This is a genomic window from Pseudomonas sp. Irchel 3A18, assembly GCF_900187465.1.
Classification (GTDB): domain Bacteria; phylum Pseudomonadota; class Gammaproteobacteria; order Pseudomonadales; family Pseudomonadaceae; genus Aquipseudomonas; species Aquipseudomonas cichorii.
The window spans coordinates 164,870-184,453 of record NZ_FYDI01000005.1 but is presented as its reverse complement, the minus strand read 5'-3'; the positions used below and the strand labels follow the sequence as shown (position 1 = coordinate 184,453).

22 protein-coding genes are annotated in these 19,584 nt (G+C 58.8%); 7 read left to right on the top strand and 15 right to left on the bottom strand.

Annotated elements, in window-relative coordinates; all coding sequences use genetic code 11:
- Positions 1-113: 113 nt before the first annotated feature.
- The 3 genes from CKW23_RS11815 (at position 114) to CKW23_RS11805 (ending at position 2,146) form a co-directional block, all read left to right on the top strand.
- Positions 114-926, top strand: coding sequence for an energy transducer TonB (locus tag CKW23_RS11815; RefSeq protein ID WP_095067593.1), 813 nt, complete (start codon positions 114-116; stop codon positions 924-926).
- 94 nt (positions 927-1,020) lie between these two features.
- The gene (locus CKW23_RS11810) at positions 1,021-1,743 is read left to right on the top strand and encodes a MotA/TolQ/ExbB proton channel family protein (RefSeq protein WP_095067592.1); all 723 of its coding nucleotides are present in this window, start codon (positions 1,021-1,023) and stop codon (positions 1,741-1,743) included.
- Position 1,744: 1 nt separating this feature from the next.
- Positions 1,745-2,146, top strand: coding sequence for a biopolymer transporter ExbD (locus tag CKW23_RS11805; protein WP_025259811.1), 402 nt, complete (start codon positions 1,745-1,747; stop codon positions 2,144-2,146).
- A 141-nt stretch (positions 2,147-2,287) separates the two neighbouring features.
- Here CKW23_RS11805 and CKW23_RS11800 read toward each other — a convergent pair whose 3' ends face one another.
- The 5 genes from CKW23_RS11800 to ribBA form a co-directional block, all read right to left on the bottom strand.
- A complete protein-coding gene (locus CKW23_RS11800) occupies positions 2,288-3,442 on the bottom strand; it encodes an ABC transporter ATP-binding protein (protein ID WP_025259812.1) in 1,155 nt (384 codons plus the stop codon).
- Positions 3,439-4,254: an ABC transporter permease gene (locus CKW23_RS11795; protein ID WP_025259813.1), complete on the bottom strand. Its 816-nt coding sequence runs from the start codon at positions 4,252-4,254 to the stop codon at positions 3,439-3,441. The genes CKW23_RS11800 and CKW23_RS11795 overlap by 4 nt, the downstream gene beginning before the upstream one ends.
- 3 nt (positions 4,255-4,257) lie before the next feature.
- On the bottom strand, positions 4,258-5,214 hold the full coding sequence (locus CKW23_RS11790) for an ABC transporter permease (RefSeq protein WP_025259814.1): 957 nt from the start codon (positions 5,212-5,214) through the stop codon (positions 4,258-4,260).
- Positions 5,199-6,224, bottom strand: coding sequence for an ABC transporter substrate-binding protein (locus CKW23_RS11785; protein WP_025259815.1), 1,026 nt, complete (start codon positions 6,222-6,224; stop codon positions 5,199-5,201). The genes CKW23_RS11790 and CKW23_RS11785 overlap by 16 nt, the downstream gene beginning before the upstream one ends.
- 307 nt (positions 6,225-6,531) lie before the next feature.
- Positions 6,532-7,641, bottom strand: coding sequence for a bifunctional 3,4-dihydroxy-2-butanone-4-phosphate synthase/GTP cyclohydrolase II (ribBA, locus tag CKW23_RS11780; RefSeq protein ID WP_025259816.1), 1,110 nt, complete (start codon positions 7,639-7,641; stop codon positions 6,532-6,534).
- Positions 7,642-7,734: 93 nt separating this feature from the next.
- Here ribBA and CKW23_RS11775 point away from each other — a divergent pair, with 93 nt between their 5' ends.
- Positions 7,735-8,022, top strand: a complete 288-nt coding sequence (locus tag CKW23_RS11775; protein WP_025259817.1) for a DUF1330 domain-containing protein — start codon at positions 7,735-7,737, stop codon at positions 8,020-8,022.
- 76 nt (positions 8,023-8,098) lie between these two features.
- Here CKW23_RS11775 and CKW23_RS11770 read toward each other — a convergent pair whose 3' ends face one another.
- The 6 genes from CKW23_RS11770 to CKW23_RS11745 form a co-directional block, all read right to left on the bottom strand.
- A complete protein-coding gene (locus CKW23_RS11770) occupies positions 8,099-8,662 on the bottom strand; it encodes an NUDIX hydrolase (protein ID WP_095067591.1) in 564 nt (187 codons plus the stop codon).
- A gap of 1 nt (position 8,663) precedes the next feature.
- Positions 8,664-9,416 carry a GntR family transcriptional regulator gene (locus CKW23_RS11765; protein WP_025259819.1) on the bottom strand — a complete coding sequence of 251 codons (753 nt, stop codon included), beginning with the start codon at positions 9,414-9,416 and terminating at the stop codon, positions 8,664-8,666.
- Between the two features lie 171 nt (positions 9,417-9,587).
- A complete protein-coding gene (locus CKW23_RS11760; protein ID WP_025259820.1) occupies positions 9,588-10,073 on the bottom strand; it encodes a flavin reductase family protein in 486 nt (161 codons plus the stop codon).
- Positions 10,074-10,087: 14 nt separating this feature from the next.
- Positions 10,088-11,569: an aldehyde dehydrogenase gene (locus tag CKW23_RS11755; RefSeq protein ID WP_025259821.1), complete on the bottom strand. Its 1,482-nt coding sequence runs from the start codon at positions 11,567-11,569 to the stop codon at positions 10,088-10,090.
- The gene (locus tag CKW23_RS11750; RefSeq protein ID WP_025259822.1) at positions 11,566-12,399 is read right to left on the bottom strand and encodes an alpha/beta fold hydrolase; all 834 of its coding nucleotides are present in this window, start codon (positions 12,397-12,399) and stop codon (positions 11,566-11,568) included. Before CKW23_RS11750 ends, CKW23_RS11755 begins: the two co-directional genes overlap by 4 nt.
- 41 nt (positions 12,400-12,440) lie before the next feature.
- Positions 12,441-13,031 carry an amino acid synthesis family protein gene (locus CKW23_RS11745; protein ID WP_095067590.1) on the bottom strand — a complete coding sequence of 197 codons (591 nt, stop codon included), beginning with the start codon at positions 13,029-13,031 and terminating at the stop codon, positions 12,441-12,443.
- A gap of 220 nt (positions 13,032-13,251) precedes the next feature.
- On the opposite strand from CKW23_RS11745, the gene CKW23_RS11740 reads away from it, so the two are divergent.
- Both CKW23_RS11740 and CKW23_RS11735 read left to right on the top strand, forming a co-directional pair.
- Positions 13,252-14,109 (top strand): SDR family oxidoreductase, encoded by an 858-nt coding sequence (locus CKW23_RS11740; RefSeq protein ID WP_025259824.1) that lies wholly within the window; start codon positions 13,252-13,254, stop codon positions 14,107-14,109.
- A 170-nt stretch (positions 14,110-14,279) separates the two neighbouring features.
- Positions 14,280-15,710, top strand: coding sequence for an NAD-dependent succinate-semialdehyde dehydrogenase (locus CKW23_RS11735; RefSeq protein WP_025259825.1), 1,431 nt, complete (start codon positions 14,280-14,282; stop codon positions 15,708-15,710).
- Positions 15,711-15,797: 87 nt separating this feature from the next.
- Here the strand turns inward: CKW23_RS11735 and pbpG are convergent, their stop codons facing one another.
- Positions 15,798-16,742, bottom strand: coding sequence for a D-alanyl-D-alanine endopeptidase (gene pbpG / locus CKW23_RS11730; protein WP_025259826.1), 945 nt, complete (start codon positions 16,740-16,742; stop codon positions 15,798-15,800).
- 252 nt (positions 16,743-16,994) lie between these two features.
- Between pbpG and CKW23_RS11725 the strand changes: the two genes are divergently transcribed.
- A complete protein-coding gene (locus tag CKW23_RS11725) occupies positions 16,995-17,555 on the top strand; it encodes a hypothetical protein (RefSeq protein ID WP_025259827.1) in 561 nt (186 codons plus the stop codon).
- Positions 17,556-17,651: 96 nt separating this feature from the next.
- On the opposite strand, the gene CKW23_RS11720 is transcribed toward CKW23_RS11725, so the two are convergent.
- From CKW23_RS11720 to CKW23_RS11710, 3 genes are all read right to left on the bottom strand, one after another.
- Entirely contained in the window at positions 17,652-17,834 is a 183-nt protein-coding gene (locus CKW23_RS11720; RefSeq protein WP_025259828.1) for a hypothetical protein, read from the bottom strand.
- Between the two features lie 170 nt (positions 17,835-18,004).
- Entirely contained in the window at positions 18,005-18,358 is a 354-nt protein-coding gene (locus CKW23_RS11715; RefSeq protein ID WP_025259829.1) for a hypothetical protein, read from the bottom strand.
- Positions 18,359-18,800: 442 nt separating this feature from the next.
- Positions 18,801-19,454 carry a YceH family protein gene (locus CKW23_RS11710; RefSeq protein ID WP_095067589.1) on the bottom strand — a complete coding sequence of 218 codons (654 nt, stop codon included), beginning with the start codon at positions 19,452-19,454 and terminating at the stop codon, positions 18,801-18,803.
- Positions 19,455-19,584 lie beyond the last annotated feature (130 nt).

The following is a 19,584-nucleotide window of genomic DNA, read 5'->3' as shown; positions in this document are numbered from 1 at the left end:
TTCTTTTCAGGAACAAGCGCGATCATGGATGATTGCCCGGCGCTACCAAATTGGAAAGGTGACTGATACCAACAGAACCTGGATTTTTACTGAAAAAATGCAGGAGTGTATCAATGGGCAATGTCCAGACCGCAGCCAGTGCACATGAAGTGCCTTGGCGCCAAACGCCGAGCGGCGAATTGGTCGATCTGGGGCGTCCTTTTCGGGGACCCTTGGCGCAGTCGCGGTTGCAGCGCACGCCCAAGCCTGTTCTGGGACGTCGGGAAGGCATTCTGCTGGGTGCATTTGCCTTGGTGCTGCATGGTGCAGTGATTTACTGGCTGAGCCAGACTCCAACCCCTGTTCTGCCGATCGTCCCGCCGGAAATTCCGCCGATGACCATCGAATTTTCCCAGCCCGCGCCGCCCGTGGTTGAAACGCCGCCACCGCCGCCCGAGCCAATCGTTCAACCTGTGGTCGAGCCGCCGCCTCCCGTTGAGGATGAGCTGGCCGTCAAGCCACCGCCCAAGCCAAAACCCAAGCCGGTCGTCAAACCGCCGACTCCAAAGCCTGTTGCCAAGCCCGTTGAGCAGCCGCCCGCACCACCTGCACCGCCACAACCGGTTGCAGCGCCTGCGCCACCGGCACCGCCTGCGCCAGCACCCGTGACGCCGGCTTCGGCCAGCGCCGGTTACCTGCGCAATCCGGCTCCGGAATACCCATCGCTGGCCATGCGCCGCGGTTGGGAAGGGACGGTCCTGTTGCGAGTGCATGTACTGGCCAGCGGCAAACCGGGCGAGATCCAGATTCAGAAAAGCAGCGGTCGTGATTCGCTCGACGAAGCCGCAGTAACGGCAGTCAAGCGCTGGAGCTTCGTTCCCGCCAAGCAGGGCGATGTCGCCCAGGATGGCTGGGTCAGCGTGCCCATCGACTTCAAGATCAAATAAATAACGGTTTCAACGCTTCAATGCGAGCCACCTGACAAAAGGAGCATCGCAACACCAGAACCTGACGTATCAGCACAGCACGAGAGTACAGATCATGAATCTACTGGCATCCCCTTTTGAATCCATCGAACACGCCGTCATCTGGCTGCTGGTGGTCTTTTCCGTCGCGACCTGGGGCCTGGCCTTGCTCAAGGGCGTACAGTTTTCACGTCTGAAATCCCAGGATCGCAAGTTCCACAAGCAGTTCTGGGCGGCCTCCAGCCTGGATTCGGCCGCTGAACTGGCTCAGCAACAGCCTGGTGCTGCCGCTCGTGTTGCCCAGGCCGGTTATGCCGCCATCCAGGTTCATGAAGGCGGTCAGCAGACCGACCTGAGCCAGTCGATCAATCATCAGGATCGCCTGGAGCGCGCCTTGCGCCAGCAGATCGTGCGTGAACGTCGCTCGCTGGAAACCGGCCTGGCTGTTCTGGCCAGTATCGGCAGCACCTCGCCCTTCATCGGCCTGTTCGGTACGGTGTGGGGCATCATGACTGCACTTCAGGGCATCAGCGCAGCGGGTTCCGCCAGCCTGGAAACGGTGGCCGGTCCTATCGGTGCTGCACTGGTCGCTACCGGTGTCGGTATCGCGGTCGCGGTACCTGCGGTACTGGTTTACAACTACTTCCTGCGTCGCCTGAAACTGACTGCCGCCGACCTGGACGACTTTGCCCATGACTTCTACAGCCTGGCGCAGAAAAACTCTTTCCGTGTCCTGCTGCACCCGGTTCTGACCAAGAATGGCGCCGGTGCCGGCCAGAAAGTGAAGGAGGCGTCCTGATATGGCCTTCTCCACTCAAGACAATGATGAAGTGCTCAGCGAAATCAACGTAACGCCTCTGGTGGACGTGATGCTGGTACTGCTGGTGGTGTTCATCGTAACCGCGCCGCTGCTGACCAACTCGATCCCGATCAACCTGCCCAAGACCGAAGCGGTCGCTCCGGCAGAGCAGAAGGACCCGCTGGTAGTGAGCATTGACGGACAAGGCAAGGTGTTCATCAACAAGGACGAGATTCAGGCAGACCTGCTGGAAACCAACCTTCAGGCCGCCAAGGCCAAGGATGCGCAGGTTCGTGTGCAACTTCAGGCAGACAACGGCGTGAACTACGGCGAAGTAGCCCGCGCCATGGCCTCGATCGAACGTGCAGGCATCACCAAGTTGTCGGTGATTACTGCCAAATAGAGCAATACCCTTCAAGACAGTGAAGCCTTTAAGGTCGTACCCTCAGGTAGGTACGGCCTTTTTTTTGTGTGGTATTCAATGGTCTTTCGCGAATGAATTCGCTCCCGCACGGCGCGAATTCATTCGCGAAAGGGGTAGGACTCAATGAGCCCCAGCCGCCTTGTTCAGGTCGCTTTCTGCCCATTGGGTGTAGATACAGGCATCGGCTGTGGCCCAGCGGACGCGGACGGTATCACCGGCTTTCAGTTGCAAGCCGGTGGCTGAAAGCGCCTTGACGGTCATGGCGGTACCGCCTGAAGTGACGACCGCACAGGTCTGGCTTTCGCCCAGGAACAAGACTTCCGTCACCTTTGCCGTGACTTCGTTCCAGCCATGCTCCAGTGGGGTGGCTTCGGCCTGTTGAGTGCTCAGGGCCTGAGCTTTCTCCGGACGTATCATCAGCAACACGTCCTGATCGGTTTTCAGGCCTGAAGTCAGACGGATCGACAGGGGATTGCCTTCAAACGTCGCCACCGCATTGCCCTGTGCCTTGAGCTTCAGGAAGTTCGAGTTGCCCAGGAACGAGGCGACAAAGGCATTGGGCGGGTTCTGATAAAGGTCATAGCCGGTGCCCAGGCCGACGATCTTGCCATGGCTGAAGATCGCGATGCGCTGAGACAGGCGCATGGCTTCTTCCTGGTCGTGGGTCACGTAGACAATGGTGATGCCCAGGCGACGATGCAGTTGCCGCAGTTCATCCTGCAGGTCTTCACGCAGTTTCTTGTCCAGAGCGCCCAGAGGTTCGTCCATCAGCAGAATGCGTGGTTCGTAAACCAGCGCCCGGGCAATGGCCACACGTTGCTGCTGGCCGCCGGACAGTTGCGAAGGGCGGCGATGGGCGAATTGTTCCAGTTGCACCAGCTTGAGCATGGCGTCCACACGCTTGTCGCGCTCGGCCGCCGGCAGTTTGCGGATGGCCAGCGGGAAGGCGATGTTGTCGCGTACCGACAGGTGCGGAAACAGCGAATAGCGCTGGAACACCATGCCGATATCCCGCTTGTGGGGCGGCACGTTCACCAGGGATTTGCCACCTACCAGGATTTCTCCCGAGCTGGGTGTTTCAAACCCTGCCAGCATCGACAGTGTGGTGCTCTTGCCCGAGCCGCTGGAGCCCAGGAAGGTCAGGAACTCGCCGTCCTGGATATCCAGGTCGATATTGTCCACTGCAGCGAAATCGCCGTAATGCTTGTTCAGGTTGCACAGGCTGACCAGGGTTTTCGGGTCGTGTTGTGCGCTGTCTTTGATCACTGCACTCATGAGGTACTCCTGGCTTCGTTGCGGCGACGCAGGGTCGCGGCGATGAACATGACCAGCACCGACAGGGCGATCAGCAGCGTCGAAGCGACTGCAATGACCGGGGTCAGATCCTGACGCAAAGTGGTCCACATTTTGACGGGTAGGGTTTGCAGGGTCGGGCTGGCCATCATCACGCTCAGGACCACCTCGTCCCACGACACCAGGAACGCGAACAACGCGCCGGCGATCATGCCGGGACGAATGGCCGGAAAGGTGACCTTGATCACTGCCTGGATTCGCGATGCGCCGCAGATCACGGCGGCATCCTCGATGGACTGGTCAAACAGTTTCAGCGAGTTGATGATCGAGATGATGGTAAATGGCAGCGCCACGATCACATGGCTGACCACGAAGGAAAACAGCGTGCCGGTGTAGCCAAGCTTGAGAAACAGCGCATACACGGCCACGGCAATGATCACCAGCGGCACGATCATCGGCAGGGTAAAGATGCCGTACAGCATGTCACGGCCCGGAAAACGTCCACGCACCAGCGCAAAGGCTGTGGGCAGGCCCAGAGCGACGGCGCTGATGGTGGTCAGTACGGCGACCTTGAAGCTTGACATCGCCGCCTGCATCCATTCCGGATTGGAGAAGAACTGCTGATACCACTTCAGGGTCCAGCCCGGTGGCGGGAAGACCAGCCACTGGGATGAGCCGAACGAAAGCAGCACGATGAACAGGATCGGCAGCAACAGAAACAGCGCGATCACCCCGGTGGTCAGGTACAGACCGACCCGCAGGCGCGTGCTCATGGCATTGGGAGTCAGGAGCATGGCTTACCTCGCATTGCTGGCGCCGACCGGGGATTCCGGCTGGAGCTTGAGATAGAAGTAGAACAGCACCAGAGTAATCAGGATCAGCAGTGCGGCTGCGGCACTGGCCAGTCCCCAGTTCAGGAAGGACTGCACCTGCTGGACGATGAACTCGGGCAGCATCATGTTCTGTGCGCCACCCAGCAGAGCGGGGGTGACGTAGTAACCCAGGGACATCACAAACACCATCAGACCACCGGAAAACAGCCCCGAGCGGCACAGTGGCAGGAACACCCTGAAGAAGTTGGTCCACGGGCTTGCACCGCAGATGGAGCCGGCCTGCAACACCATCGGGTCAATGGCCTGCATGGTCGCCTGCAACGGCAGCACGATGAACGGAATCATGATGTAGCTCATGCCGATCACCACGCCTGTGAGGTTATGCACCATCTCCAGCGGCTGATCGATGATGCCCATGGCCATCAGTGTCTTGTTGATGACCCCTGAAGCCTGGAGCAATACCAGCCAGGAGTAGGTGCGGGCCAGCAGGCTGGTCCACATCGACAGCAGCACGATATTGAGAATCCAGCGGCCCCAGCCGCGTGGCACAAGGGTGATCGCCCAGGCCAGCGGGAAACCCAGCAGCACACTGAACAGGGTGACCAGACCCGCCACCGAGAACGTGTTGAACAACACCCTGGCGTAGGCGGAGTTGGCGAACAGTTGTTCGTAGTTGCCCAGGCCCGGAGTGGGTTCCAGCACACCGCGAAGCAACAGGCCTATCAGTGGTGCGAAGAAAAAAAGCCCCAGAAAGAGCAGTGCCGGGAGCAGGTTGCGACTGCCGCGCCAGCGTTGTGACAAAGACGTTTTTGGCTGCATCTTCACTGCCTTGGTGCAAGCCGCGCCAGCGGTGCTTGACGCACCACCGGCCGGGTTGGGTTGACGGGAAGCAATAGCCGTCATTTTTACTTGACCAGCCATTCGTTCCACCGTGTCGCAATGTCAGAGCCGTTCTTGGCCCAGTATGCGAAGTCGAGAGTGATCTGGTCTGATGCATAGGCGGTCGGCAGGTTCGGCGCCAGCGTCGAATCCAGGCGCGGTATGCTGTCCAGGTTGACCGGTGCATAGGCGCTCAGGTTCGAGAAGTCGGCCTGGCCTTTGGGGCTGGTCGCTTCGGCGATGAACTTCATGGCAGCTTCCTTGTTCTTGGCGCCTTTGGGGACGACCAGGAAATCAGCCATGACCAGGTTCTGCTTCCAGCTCACACCCACTGGAGCGCCATCCTGTTGCAGGGCGTAGACGCGACCGTTCCACATCTGGCCCATGGACGCTTCACCCGAAGCCAGCAGTTGCTGGGATTGAGCGCCGCCGCCCCACCAGACGATGTCTTTCTTGATGGTGTCGAGTTTCTTGAAGGCGCGGTCCAGATCCAGCGGGTAGAGCTTGTCAGGGGCTACGCCATCGGCCAGCAGTGCCAGCTCAAGTACGCCGGGGCTCGGCCATTTGTACAGGGCGCGTTTGCCGGGGTAGGTCTTGGTGTCGAACATGGCAGACCAGTCTTGCGGGGTTTTGGCGCCTACCTTGCTTTCGTTGTAGCCCAGTACGAAGGAGAAGAAGAACGAGCCGGCGCCGTGGTCAGACACAAAGCGAGGGTCGATCCGGTCACGCTTGATGGTGGTGAAATCGAGGGGTTCAAGCAGGCCTTCGCTGGCGGCACGCAGGGCGAAGTCGGCTTCCACATCCACGACATCCCATTGCACGTTGCCGCTTTCAACCATGGCCTTCAGTTTGCCGTAGTCGGTAGGGCCATCCAGCACAACGTTGATACCGCTGGCTTTGGTGAAAGGCGTTGCCCAGGCCTGCTTCTGTGCGTCCTGGGTAGAACCACCCCAACTGACGAAGTTGACGCTTTCAGCGGCCATGGCTGTGAGACTCGAGATAGCCAAAATGCCGGCAGCAAGAGCTGCAGTTGCTCGTTTGTTCAACACCATTTTCACGCCCTCATTTGTTGTGTTTTGAGCGGGCTTTTTTTGCCCGCGTATTCGGGAGCAGTAGGTCCAGAGGACCGGAGAAACTGGCGACCGTGTCGGGCACTGTTGTTAGCCTTATCCCTTGGCGGGGGCACCTGACAAAACCTTCGGTCTACGGAATGTCATATTATGGTATTCCAAACTTTGTGCAAGTATTTTGCCCTGTCGGAACCTGTTCATTTTGCTTTTTTTACCGGTGAAAACCTTGTTTTACGGGGGTGAACGTCTCTTCTTCAGCGTTGTTGCCTGCCTCCTTTCAGCACTGAAATCAGCCAGTAAAGGGAATACTTTCAACCACTTCCAGATCGTATCCGGTCAGTCCTGCGTATTTGAGAGGAGGGCCCAGATGGCGTAGTTTGCCCACGCCAAGGTCTTGCAGAATCTGTGCGCCAGTGCCGACTTCAGAATAAATGCGCGACTGGGAACGGGTGTACTGACGCGGCGGCTGGGTAAGTTGCGGGATACGCTCCAGCAGTGCCTGGGAGGACTCGTGATTGGCCAGTACCACGACCACGCCGCGACCTTCTTCGGCGACTTTCTGCAGGGCGGCCCACAGGGTCCAGTTCGCTGGGCCCGTGTACTCGGCACCTACCAGGTCGCGCAGTGGATCAACCACGTGTACTCGCACCAAGGTCGGGTAATCGCGCTGGATGTCGCCCATGACCATGGCCATGTGTACACCACCTTCGATCCGGTCCTCGTAGCTGAACAGGCGGAAGGTTCCATGAACCGTGGGCAACTCGCGTTCGCCGATGCGTACCACAGTGTGTTCGGTGCTCAGGCGGTAATGGATCAGGTCGGCAATGGTGCCGATGCGGATACCATGTTTTTCGGCGAACAGTTCCAGATCGGGGCGGCGGGCCATGGTGCCGTCATCGTTCATGACTTCCACGATCACTGACGCAGGCGTCAGGCCTGCCAGACGGGCCAGGTCACAGCCGGCTTCGGTGTGACCGGCGCGGGTCAGCACGCCGCCTTCGCGGGCGCGCAGCGGGAAAATATGGCCGGGCTGTACCAGGTCGTCGGCACAGGCTTCTGGGTTGACGGCAGCCTGGACGGTGCGGGCTCGGTCGGCGGCAGAAATACCGGTGCTGACGCCTGTTGCGGCTTCGATGGAAACCGTGAACGCCGTGGCGAATACGCTGCCATTGCTGGGCACCATCTGCTCCAGCCCCAGGCGCTGACAATGTTCGTCGGTCAGGGTAAGGCAGATCAGGCCGCGTGCTTCGCGGGCCATGAAGCTGATGGCCTGAGGTGTGCAGAGGTCGGCAGCAAGCAGCAGGTCACCTTCGTTTTCCCGGTCTTCGTCGTCCACCAGCAGGACCATCTTGCCCTGACGGTAGTCTTCAATGATGTCTTCGATGCGATCGAACGCCATACTCAGGATCTCGGTGTTATGGATGAAAAATCGTGGTATACCATAAGACAGAATATTTCACAGATTCCCTATCATTGAAACAGTGAGATCGCGATGAAGGCTTATTGGATTGCAAACGTGGACGTAACCGACCCTAAGCAGTACAGCGAATATACCCAGCGAGCGCCAGCGGCATTTGAATTATTTGGTGGCAAATTCATGGCTCGTGGTGGGCGTTCCGAAGCCGTCGAAGGCCGCGACACGCCGCAACGCACGGTTGTGATTGAGTTTGAATCGTATGAGCAGGCTTTGGCCTGTTATCGCTCGGCCGAGTATCAGGAAGCGATGAGGCATCGCCTGGGTGTGGCGAAGGCCGAGATCGTGATTGTCGAAGGGGTTTGATGTTGTGACTTGTGTGGGGGGCGAATTTATTCGCAAAGAGCCGTTTCGCGAATAAATTCGCTCACTCAGAGGCAATTCACCGAATGAAATGCACCTTGCCGGTGTCGTCATTGCCCATGTACAGGCCATACACCCCGGCCTGACGCTCGGCGATATAACGTTCGAGGATTTGCCGGATGGCAGGGTAGTAGATGCTGTCCCACGGGATGTCTTCGGGGGCGAAGAATTTGTAATCCAGGGTCTCCGGCCCGAACTGGCCGGTGATTTCCAGGGCTATGGCGCGGAAGACGATATACACCTCGCTGATCTTCGGCACGCTGAAGATGGAGTAGGGCGAGATGATTTCTGCGCGTACGCCGCTTTCTTCCCAGACTTCCCGCAGGGCGGCCTGTTCGGTGGTTTCGCCACTCTCCATGAAACCGGCCGGTAGCGTCCAGGTGCCGGGGCGTGGCGCGATTGCCCGCTGGCACAGCAGGTATTTGCCTTCCTGCTCGATGATGCAGCCGGCAATGATCTTCGGATTGACGTAATGAATGTAATTGCAACTGCCGCACATCAGCCGCGCATGGGTATCGCCCGGTGGGATGCGCTGATCGAGATCGGCACTGCCACATTGCGGACAAAAGCGCGGTGCGGGCATGTCAGCGTCCTATTCGGGGTTCTTTGATGGCAATCGGAGCAATGATGTCGCGGACCTTGGCGTCATCGTCCTGCTTGGATTTCAGGTATTCCAGCGCCACAGCGGCAGCGTTGCGCACGTGATCGACGGAAGCCTTGTGGGCCGCCAGCGGGTCGCCGCTCTTGATGGCTTCGACGATGTGTTCCATTTCCTTGCTGCTGGCACCGCGGCGGTTGATCTGTGACACCGAGGTGGCCCGCAGGTAGCTGATGCGAGCCTGCAACTGACGCAACTGGGTGGCGGCGATGTGATTGCCAGACCCTTCGAGCAGTACATCGTAGAAACTTTGTACCGAATCGATGACCTGTTGCAACTCGCCATCGTCGAGGGCCTTGCGGTTCTCTTCGAGGGCCTTTTCCAGGGCACGGATATCTTTCGCCTTGGCTCGCAGGGTGAAAAGCTGCACGATCAGCCCTTCGAGCACGCAACGCAGCTCATAGATATCGCAGGCATCTTCCAGCGTGATGATCGCGACCCGCGGCCCCTTGGCGTCGGCGAACTCCACCAGACCTTCGGACTCCAGATGGCGCAAGGCTTCACGCACCGAGGTCCGGCTGACCCCGAGACGATCACACAGATCTCGCTCGACCAGACGATCACCCGGCAGAAGCTGGAAGTTCATGATTGCGCTGCGCAGTTTGTCCAGCACGATTTCGCGCAGGGTAACGGGATTGCGATTGACCTTGAAGTTGTCGTCGAGTGGCAGGCGTTTCATCGGGTGTGCTCGGAGTGGGGCTGTCTATGTGAAAAACACGGCCAGAACAAGGCGGTCGCGTTCATGGCGTCAGCCTGAAAACCGGCCTGGCTGACGCATGACCGGGCCTGCATCGCCCGGATAGACGCCGAGTTTATCACGCCGTTGCTCTTGACTACCAAGAACCCCGTCTCATGCAAAAGGTGGCAGAGCCCCCAGTTTGCCGCGGTAGTAGAGCATCGGTGTAGCAGGTGTTTCCGGCAGGATCAGGTTTTTCACCGCGCCGACGATGATGGCGTGATCGCCGCCGTCATATTCGCGCCACAGTTCGCACTCGATGATCGCCGTCGCCTTGCTCAGCAACGGGTTGCCGAGCTCGCTCAGGTGCCATTCGATACCCTTGGTCTTGTCCTTGCCCTTGCTGGCGAACGCATAGGCTTCAGCCTGCTGCTCGGCAGAGAGCAAATGGATCGCGAACTTTTTACTGTCGCGCAGCACAGGGTAAGTGTCGCTGGCGTAGTTCGGGCAGAACAGCACCAGTGCCGGGTCGATGGACAGCGCGCTGAAAGCGCTGGCGGTGATGCCTACCAGACCGCCTTCGGCGTCCAGTGTGGTGACGATGGTCACGCCCGAAGGAAAGGACGCCATGACTTCTTTATAAATGCCGGGTTCTATCATTGCCGCCGCCTCACTCAACGCATTACAAAAGGATCAGGCATGGGGGCCTGCGATAGATTGATCCATACCGTTTTCAGTTCGGTATAGGCCAGGACCGAGTCAATGCCGCTCTCACGGCCATAGCCGCTGTTCTTGAACCCGCCGATGGGGGCCATGGCAGATACGGCTCGATAGGTGTTGACCCAGATGATACCTGAACGGATGTCCCGTGCCAGACGGTGTGCGCGGCCAAGATCCCGGGTCCAGATTCCTGCTGCAAGGCCGAACTGCGAGTCGTTGGCAATCGCCAGGGCTTCGGCTTCATCCTTGAAACGGATCACCGACGCGACAGGACCGAAGACCTCTTCCTGCATGATCTTCATGGAGTTGCGGTCGCACTCGAACAGGGTCGGCTCGTAGAACCAGCCTTCGCTGGCCATTTCGGGCCGCTTGCCACCCAGTCGCAGGCGTGCGCCTTCGGCCAGTGCATCAGCCACCAGACCTTCGACCACGGCCAGTTGCTGGGCAGTGGCCATGGGGCCCATTTCAGTGGTTTCGTCCTGAGGATTGCCGATGCGGATACGGCTGGCGCGTTCGGCCAGGCGCTCGACGAATTCGTCGTAGATCTCGTCCTGGACCAGCAGTCGCGAGCCCGACACACAGCTTTGCCCTGAAGCGGCATAGATACCAGCGACCGCGCCATTGATGGCGCTGTCCAGATCGGCGTCGGCAAAGATGATGTTGGGAGATTTGCCTCCCAGTTCCAGGGACAGCTTGGCGAAGTTTTCGGCGCTGCTGCGCACCACATGGCGTGCAGTCGCGGCGCCGCCGGTAAAGGCGATCTTGCGCACCAGCGGATGACGGGTCAGGGCGGCGCCGGTACTCGGGCCGTACCCGGTCACGACATTGACCACGCCCGGCGGAATACCGGCTTCCAGCGCCAGACGCGCCAGTTCCAGAATGGTGGCCGAGGCGTGTTCGGAAGGCTTGAGTACAATGGTGTTGCCCGCTGCCAGTGCCGGAGCCAGTTTGATGGCTGTCAGGTACAGCGGGCTGTTCCAGGGAATGATCCCGGCGACCACGCCCATGGGTTCATGGACCGTGTAGGCAAACAGATCGGGCTTGTCGAGGGGCAGGGTGCCGCCTTCGAGTTTGTCCGCAAGGCCGGCCGTGTAGTGGAAAAATTCCGGCAGATAGCTCACCTGACCACGGGTTTCGCGGATCAGCTTGCCGTTGTCGCGGCTTTCCAGTTGGGCCAGTTGTTCCTTGTTCTCGGCGATCAGGTCGCCCAGCCTGCGCAGCAGCTTGCCTCGTGCCGTGGCTGTCAGCCCGCGCCAGGATTTGTCTTCAAAGGCCTTTTGTGCGGCCTGGACGGCGCGCTCCACGTCCGCCTCATCGGCGTCGGGCAACTGCGCCCAAGGTTCGGCCAATGCAGGGTTGAGACTGTCGAAGGTCTTGCCGGAAAGTGCGTCGACCCATTGGCCGTCTATGCACATCTGAAAGCGCGTGAGAGTCATGCAACGATTCCCTTTGCCGGATTATGTAGAGCTGCCGACTTGTCGAGAAAGTCCAGCAACACCTGATTGACCAGACGCGGCGATTCCACCGGCATCATGTGCCGCTGCTCGGGCAGTATCGCAACCTCTGCACCATGGATACGCATCGCCAGTTGACGGGCCATGTCCGGTGTCGAACCGGGGTCCAGCTCGCCGGTGGCAATCAGCGTCGGTGCGCGAATATCGCCCAGATCTTCGGCGCGGTACATATCCTGTGTGGCAAACAGCTTGTAAGTGGTCAGGTAGCCCTGTGGATCGTTGCTGGCCAGGTTCTGCCGGATGGCTGCGATCTGTGCAGGGTTGGCCGCCTGGTATTCCCTGCTGAACCAGCGCGACAAGGCCTCTGCGGCATTGGCGTCCGGCCCGTGTTCGGCGGCCTGGCTGGTGCGTGCGATGACACCGGCACGTTGCTCGGGCGTGCGATTGAACACGCTGTTGAGGATGACCATGCCGGACAGGTGCTGCGGGAAGTGCAGGGCAAAGGCCCGCGCAACCAGCCCACCCATGGAGAAGCCGATGATCGTGGCCTGAGGCAGGCCCAGATGGTCGAGCAATTCTCGCAGTTGTTCTGCATAACCGGGCAGGCCGGTATCCGGGTCCGGGCGCGGACTCGAACCATGACCCAGCATGTCGTAGGCAATGACTCGGTAATGCGGGGCCAGGCCGACAATCTGGCCGCCCCACATTTCTTTGTTCAGACCCACCCCGTGAATCAACACCACAGGGTGGCCCTGGCCGGTGGCCAGATAACTGGTTCCGGCCGGGGTGCGTTCAGCGGTGAGCTGAATCATGGATCGCTCCTGCGCAGGCATTCATTATTGTTGGGAGGGGATTACTGAGCCTTTTCGGCAGCCAGCTCTTCCAGGTCGATATAACGGTTGCCGATGCGCGGGTGCAGACGGCCACCGTTGGCAGCGCCCAGCACGACGATGATTTCGTCGGCGCGTGGTGCGTCTTCGATCTGCATTTCCAGGGTGATGTAGTGCGAGCGCAGGCCTTCGTCATCCTTGTGCATCATCGGGATCTGGATGGAAGTGCCCGGGCCGCCGCGCTTGTTGGTGAAGCTCAGGTAGCTCTTGGCCTTGACCGCTTCACGGTAGTGGTTGCCGAAGCGCAGGGTGTGAATCACCGCTGAAGCGTGTTCGATCTCGCCTTCGGCGCCGACCACTGCGGCCTTGCCGTAGGCTTCGATCTTGTCTGCACCACCGATGGCGGCCGTCAGGCGCTTGACCATCAGTTCGCCCAGCTCGGAGCAGTTTGCGCGGATTTCAGGCTTGAGGTCTTCGACAAAACCACGACCGAGCCAAGGGTTCTTGATCACGACAGCCAGGCCGACCATGGTCACCGGTTTGTCGGTCGCCTTGCCGCCTTCGATGAAGGTCTCTTCGGTGTAATTGACGATCTTGCGAATTTCAAAGCTCATGTAGGACTCCCGGATCGAGCACTGTTGTATTTCGTATGATGGTATACCATAAGATTGTGTGTGCAAGTGCTTTATTCGAGCGGGTTGCAAAAACCTTCCTCGACGACCATTCGTCAGTGGTGTCCTGTGGTTCTTTGAACGTTGTCCGGCGCTGGCAGGCCAGATATTTCATGGGCCATGGACGGTTTTCGTTTCCTCCAGCCCACTACAGGAGAAAGAAATGACTGACTACCCAAGACCTCCTTTCCCGCAACAGGCGCAGTCGGTGCCTGGTTCGCAAGCGAAGATGGAGCCCTATCCCGATTGCGGCGAGCAGAGCTACCGTGGCTCTGAGCGACTGCAAGACAGAATTGCCCTGATCACCGGCGGGGACAGCGGCATTGGCCGCGCAGTGGCCATTGCCTTTGCGCGAGAGGGTGCTGATGTCGCGCTCTCTTATCTCGATGAGCATGAGGATGCTCAGGAAACCGCTCGCTGGGTCGAGCAGGCTGGCAGGCAGTGTTTGTTGCTGCCGGGCGATCTTGCTCAGAAAGAGCAGTGCCGCCACATTGTGGAAGAAACCGTCGGGCGCTTTGGCCGTATCGATGTGCTGGTCAACAACGCAGCCTTCCAGATGACTCACGAAACCTTTGAAGAAATCCCCGATGAAGAATGGGTGAGGACCTTCGATATCAATATCACGGCGATATTCCGCATCTGTCAGGCGGCAGTGCCACACATGGCTGCAGGCAGTTCGATCATCAACACCAGTTCGGTGAACGCCGACATGCCCAAGCCGACCCTGCTGCCTTATGCCTCCACCAAAGGCGCCATTGCCAATTTTTCCGGCGGCCTGGCGCAACTGCTGGGCGAACGTGGAATCCGGGTCAACAGTGTCGCTCCGGGCCCGATCTGGACACCCTTGATCGTGTCGACCATGACGGACGAAGAAGTCCGCAACTTCGGCAGCCAGACGCCGCTGGGGCGTCCGGGCCAGCCTGTTGAGGTGGCACCGATTTATGTGCTGCTGGCTTCAGACCAGTCCAGCTATACCTCCGGTGCGCTCTATAGCGTGACGGGCGGCAAGCCGATTTTGTAGCGAACATTCTGCTTTGGCTGCACTCCCATACAGTGACGGCCTGTCGATGAGGTGCTGGCAGGTCGTTACTGTTTGCATCTGTCATTCATTCTTGACTGTGCCTTGACTCTTACGGGTATATCCCCGTAAGTTGGTCGACTCAGTCATGCATCAACTTCAGGAGAAATGCCATGTATCCCGATGTTCAGCTCTATATCGATGGCCAATGGCGTGCAAGCCGCGATGGCCGCACCTTGTCGGTCATCGATCCTGCCACCGGCCAGTCGCTGGGAACGGTGGCCCATGCCAGCATTCCCGATCTGGACGAAGCCCTGGCGGCAGCTGAACGTGGTTTTGCAACCTGGCGCGCCACTTCGGCCTATGATCGCTACAAGATCATGCAAAAGGCTGCGCAATTGCTGCGCGAGCGCGCCGACAGCATTGCCCGCATCATGACTCAGGAACAGGGCAAGCCGCTGGCCGAAGCGCGTATGGAAACCCAGTCCGCTGCCGATATCATCGACTGGCTGGCCGAGGAGGGGCGTCGCAGCTATGGCCGTCTCGTGCCGTCGCGCAATCCTTCCATCGAGCAGAAGGTGATCAAGGAGCCGGTCGGTCCCGTTGCCGCGTTCACGCCCTGGAACTTCCCGATCAACCAGGTGGTGCGCAAGCTGTCGTCGGCACTGGCGGCCGGTTGCTCGATCATCATCAAGGCCCCGGAAGAAACTCCGGCATCGCCTGCTGAACTGGTCCGTGCCTTTGCCGATGCCGGTGTGCCGGCTGGCGTGATTGGGCTGGTATACGGCGTGCCTGCCGAGATCTCCAATTACCTGATCCCGCATCCGGTGATCCGCAAAGTGACCTTCACCGGCTCCACTCCAGTAGGCAAGCAACTGGCGGCCTTGGCTGGCCAGCACATGAAGCGCGCCACCATGGAGCTGGGCGGCCATGCGCCTGCACTGGTCTTCGACGACGCCGATCTGGATCTGGCTGCGCGAGTGCTGTCCACCGCCAAGTTCCGCAATGCCGGTCAGGTCTGTGTTTCACCGACGCGGATTCTGGTACAGCGCAAGGTATTCGAGGCTTTCACCGAGAAATTCGTGGGGCTGACCCGGGAAGTCAAGGTTGGCAATGGCCTGGAAGCGGGCACGACCATGGGGCCGGTGGCCAATGAACGCCGCATTCCGGCGCTGACGGATCTGATCGAAGATGCAGTGGGTGCCGGTGCGAAGCTGGAAACGGGCGGCAAGGCCGTTGAAGGGGCAGGCTATTTCTTCGAGCCAACCGTATTGAGCGGTCTGACCCGTGAAATGCGCATCATGAACGAAGAGCCTTTCGGTCCTGTTGCGTTGTTGGTGCCGTTCGACACGCTGGAAGAGGTTATCGCCGAGTCCAACCGTGTGCCGTTTGGTCTGGCGTCCTATGCCTTCACCACTTCGATGAAGACTGCCCAGGCGCTGAGCAATGGTATCGAGGCAGGTATGCTGTCGATCAACCATCAGGGTATTGGCCTGCCTGAGATTCCGTTTGGCGGGATCAAGGACTCAGGCTACGGCTCCGAAGGCGGCACCGAAGCCATCGAGGCCTACCTCAATACCAAGCTGGTGACGCAGTTCAACTAAACCTGCCCCGGTAGGAGCGAATTCATTCGCGAAGGAAGCCCATAAGGGCCTTTTCGCGGATAAATCCGCTCCTGCGCAGATGGGGGGTTATTCCCGCGCCTGCTGAATACCGTTCTGCTTCATCACCAGATTCTTTTCCTTCTTGTACTGCAAGGCGACTTCCGGCGCAGGACCGCTCTCGCCGGTTTCCATCCAGCGGCGCAGGCGGCTGGCATCGGCGAAGTGGGTGTATTTGCCGAAGGCGTCGAGAATCACCACGGAAACCTGACGGTTAGCCATGGTGGTCAGCAGCACCAGGCAGTGACCTGCCTGATTGGTGAAACCGGTCTTGGTCAGCTTGATGTCCCAGTTGTCCTTGCGCACCAGGTGATCCGTGTTGCTGAAGCCCAGGTTGTAAGTGGGCTTGCGGAAGGTCACGGTCTTTTCCGCAGTGGTGCTCAGCTCAGTGATCATCGGGTATTTGCGAGCAGCCATGATCAGCTTGGTGAGGTCGCGAGCCGTGGAAACGTTATAGACCGACAGCCCGGTAGGCTCGACATAGGCCGTATGCTTCATGCCCAGCGCCTTGGCCTTTGCATTCATGGCCAGGATGAAGGCCGGATAGCCGCCCGGGTAACTGTGGGCCAGGCTCGCGGCGGCACGGTTTTCCGAAGACATCAGCGTGATCAGCAGCATGTCCTTGCGATTCATTTCGCTGCCCAGCTTGACGCGGGAGAACACGCCTTTCATTTCCGGGGTCTGGGAAATGTTGACTGGAATGACTTCGTCCATCGACTGTTTGGCGTCCAGCACGACCATGGCGGTCATGAGTTTGGTGACCGAAGCGATGGGGACGATAACGTCAGGGTTGTGTGAATACAGGACCTTGTCGGTTTGCACATCAATGACCAGTGTGCTGCCGGAAGCCAGATGAAGTTTTGATGGGTCCCGGTTCAGGGCCGCGATTTCGTTTGCAGTGGCGTTGATGGAAACTACAGGGCCCGTAAGTGCAAATAAAAGACCCAGAAGTGGCAGACGAATTTTCAAGAACAGGGCTCACTCGATAAATGTGCAGTTTTGCACGTGGATATAGGAAAAACGCTGCATTTTAGGAGCGGACTTTGCCCAAAGTCGATGGGGTGAGCAGGGCGATTCGTCAATTAATTCAGGAATCGTGGTTTTATTAAGTTGCTGTTAAGTAGGAAAGCCACGAATGGGGGGTGTGTTTTCAATATTCGTGGTGTCCACGGCTCGCACCGATTAGCATTCACGCCATCAAGGCTCATCGATTTAAGGAAGCGTTCAATGCTCAAGGGGTTTATCAGCAAGGATTACGTTGTTCTGGTGATCGCTGCATCTCTGGTCGCGGTCGTACTGCTTGTCAGCGGTTTTTTTTCACGGCCTGCCGACTGGGCCGGCTGGGTTCAGGCCACCGGGCTGATCGTCGGCATGATGGTCGCTGTGGGGGTTCCGGGTATCCAGCGCAAGCAGGAAGCGGCAGTGGCCCACAAGCAACTGCGTGAACGCGAAACCGGTTATGCCCGCCGTATTCAATACCTGTGCGGCGAGTTGACCGAGCTGCAGGCCAGAACCAGTCTGAATCTTACCCATTTGCGCGCCAGCGACCGGCATCGCCTGAAATATACGCTGCAGGATTATCTGCACCGCTTGTTCGAGTCCCATAAACAGGATTTGAATGATGATCGTGTAGTTCTGGCTTATGAACTGCGTCAGGTGGCCAACGACCTGATCGATGAACTGGACAGCGGTCGTACCGATCGTGTCGTGTTCCTCGCTCTGGAAAAGCGCCTGCAAAAACTGGCTCATCGCTGCCAGGTCAATGCGGCAATGGCCGAGCGCGTCTGAGACTTTTTCGAGCCCATAAAAAAGCCCACATCAAAGGATGTGGGCAAGGGGATGTGCGGAGCAAACGCACGAAGACTGTGAAACCGGGCACTGCACTCAGCCGTTGAGCTTGTGGCTTTCCAGCTTGTCGGAGCTGGCCTGTGCTGCTGGCAATGAAGCGAAAGGGCCGCTGACGGGCTCGCCGTTGTGCATCAGATACCAGCAAGCCAGAAAACCGCGTTCTCTGAGTGTGGCCGGAACGGCGCTGCCAACTACTGACATGATCTGAACCTTGTTCATGGCTGTCTCCATCAATCGATGGCGCTACTTTACTCAGCCATCGTCTCTGGCAGAAATCATCGTTCTCGATAGTGGTCATTGATAATCACGAGGGTTGTGCGTCTTGACGGGCAACCTCCGTTTGATAGCAAAGCAACGAAAAGCCCCGCACCAGGCGGGGCTTTTGTCGGTTACCAGTGGCCGCGTGGCGGGCCATAGTAGGCGGGTGGCGGCGCATAACGACGGTAGTAGACCGGTGGCGGAGCCGGGTAACGTTCCACAACCTCATAAGCCGGCGCCGGCTGGTAGTAAACCACTGGTGGAGGAGGCGGCGCGTAGTAGACCGGCTGCGGTTGAACATAGACCGGCTGGCGTTCTACATACACTGTCCTGTCACGGCTGGACGAAACTGCGGCTCCAACCACGGCAGCGCCGACGATTGCACCCAGTACGGCTGGCCCACCCCAGCCACGATCAGCGTTGGCCTGGCCTGCCAATGCCAAGGCACCTATAAACAAGGCAATTTTGGGGATATGACGAATCATGACTGTTCCTCGCTCTCAACCCGTTGTCGCGGGCCTGCATTACGCTCAAGCACTGCCACGGGATAACTCTAAGACATCGTAATTTGAGAAAACGGCGAAGCCGTTAGGTAAATTTTGTGTAAGGGGGCCGGCGATGTTTGTGCCGCCTGTTCATCGTTTGGGCTCGGAGCAGATTTTACGCTTGCTCCGAGGGGTTAATCCAATACCGTTTGGTAGGAAAGGTGTAGATGAAGTGCAAGACTGAAGGATTAAAAGAACTTGCCCAAGCCAAGGCGTCTAAAGCGCCACAGTGGTATAAAACCAAAGAAAGCAAGGGCGAGTCCTGAAGAAAGCTTACGACCCAGACTGGCGTGTTGTCATTAGCCAGGTGTCGATCTGTGCAGGGGGGCACGCGCGCCTTGGCGACGCTGAGCGAGCAGGGGGAGTTGAGTCATACGCAAACTCACTCCAGCCTCGCCAGCCGCTCTTCAAGCGCCGCAATCCTTGCTTCCAGCTCATCAATTCTCTCGCTCGATGCGGATGCCGACTGCCGCTCCGGCTGGTTTTGCCGGGCTGCAAGGAGGTCTTGCAGGTCTGCCGGGTCGCCCAGCGAATGCATGTAGCGATCTTCGCGCTGACCGGGCTGGCGTGGCAGCAGGGTTGCCAGGCCTCGGGCGATGAGGCGGTCCAATTGGTGGACGACTTGTTCGCTGTCTTCAAAATCGTGCATGCGGTTGCTGCGGGTCAGCAGTTCGTTGCTGGTTTGCGGGCCGCGCAGCAGTAGCAGGCCGGTCAGGATCATCTGGGCTGGCACCAGCTCCAGGTGCTTGTCGACCTTGTGTTCCCAGCGGTCGGCGCGGCTGCCCATGACCAGGCGGGCGAGGCCCCGATTTTCCAGGGCGCGCAGGCTTTGGCCAACCTGGCCCTGAGTCAGATTCATCACCGGGTCGCGGCTGGTTTTCTGGTTACAGGCAATGACCAGTGCATTGAGTGTCAGAGGGTAGGTTTCCGGGCTGGTGGCCTGTTTTTCGATCAGGCAGCCGAGAATGCGCACTTCGGTGCTGTTGAGTTGCAACGATTCGGTGTCATCGGCCGATTCGGTTGAAGAATGTTCCATTACGCTTTCCCTGAGCGATGGCGGGGTGTCAGCCTAGGGGCTGCGCTGAATTATTGCCAGTGCGCCGATGATTCGCGTCATGGTATGGAGAAAAGACTCGCCATCTTTCCTGAAGAGCATGTCTATAATT

Bases quoted from the DNA above. Each gene is read 5' to 3' on its own strand.
- CKW23_RS11735 (WP_025259825.1), top strand. From the start codon at position 14,280: ATGTATCCCGATGTTCAGCTCTATATCGATGGCCAATGGCGTGCAAGC.
- CKW23_RS11720 (WP_025259828.1), bottom strand. From the start codon at position 17,834: ATGAACAAGGTTCAGATCATGTCAGTAGTTGGCAGCGCCGTTCCGGCC.
- CKW23_RS11740 (WP_025259824.1), top strand. From the start codon at position 13,252: ATGACTGACTACCCAAGACCTCCTTTCCCGCAACAGGCGCAGTCGGTG.
- CKW23_RS11775 (WP_025259817.1), top strand. From the start codon at position 7,735: ATGAAGGCTTATTGGATTGCAAACGTGGACGTAACCGACCCTAAGCAG.
- CKW23_RS11745 (WP_095067590.1), bottom strand. From the start codon at position 13,031: ATGAGCTTTGAAATTCGCAAGATCGTCAATTACACCGAAGAGACCTTC.
- CKW23_RS11725 (WP_025259827.1), top strand. From the start codon at position 16,995: ATGCTCAAGGGGTTTATCAGCAAGGATTACGTTGTTCTGGTGATCGCT.
- CKW23_RS11810 (WP_095067592.1), top strand. From the start codon at position 1,021: ATGAATCTACTGGCATCCCCTTTTGAATCCATCGAACACGCCGTCATC.
- CKW23_RS11785 (WP_025259815.1), bottom strand. From the start codon at position 6,224: ATGGTGTTGAACAAACGAGCAACTGCAGCTCTTGCTGCCGGCATTTTG.
- CKW23_RS11805 (WP_025259811.1), top strand. From the start codon at position 1,745: ATGGCCTTCTCCACTCAAGACAATGATGAAGTGCTCAGCGAAATCAAC.
- CKW23_RS11800 (WP_025259812.1), bottom strand. From the start codon at position 3,442: ATGAGTGCAGTGATCAAAGACAGCGCACAACACGACCCGAAAACCCTG.
- ribBA (WP_025259816.1), bottom strand. From the start codon at position 7,641: ATGGCGTTCGATCGCATCGAAGACATCATTGAAGACTACCGTCAGGGC.
- CKW23_RS11710 (WP_095067589.1), bottom strand. From the start codon at position 19,454: ATGGAACATTCTTCAACCGAATCGGCCGATGACACCGAATCGTTGCAA.
- CKW23_RS11750 (WP_025259822.1), bottom strand. From the start codon at position 12,399: ATGATTCAGCTCACCGCTGAACGCACCCCGGCCGGAACCAGTTATCTG.
- CKW23_RS11790 (WP_025259814.1), bottom strand. From the start codon at position 5,214: ATGGCTGGTCAAGTAAAAATGACGGCTATTGCTTCCCGTCAACCCAAC.
- CKW23_RS11770 (WP_095067591.1), bottom strand. From the start codon at position 8,662: ATGCCCGCACCGCGCTTTTGTCCGCAATGTGGCAGTGCCGATCTCGAT.
- CKW23_RS11715 (WP_025259829.1), bottom strand. From the start codon at position 18,358: ATGATTCGTCATATCCCCAAAATTGCCTTGTTTATAGGTGCCTTGGCA.
- CKW23_RS11765 (WP_025259819.1), bottom strand. From the start codon at position 9,416: ATGAAACGCCTGCCACTCGACGACAACTTCAAGGTCAATCGCAATCCC.
- CKW23_RS11760 (WP_025259820.1), bottom strand. From the start codon at position 10,073: ATGATAGAACCCGGCATTTATAAAGAAGTCATGGCGTCCTTTCCTTCG.
- CKW23_RS11815 (WP_095067593.1), top strand. From the start codon at position 114: ATGGGCAATGTCCAGACCGCAGCCAGTGCACATGAAGTGCCTTGGCGC.
- CKW23_RS11795 (WP_025259813.1), bottom strand. From the start codon at position 4,254: ATGCTCCTGACTCCCAATGCCATGAGCACGCGCCTGCGGGTCGGTCTG.
- CKW23_RS11755 (WP_025259821.1), bottom strand. From the start codon at position 11,569: ATGACTCTCACGCGCTTTCAGATGTGCATAGACGGCCAATGGGTCGAC.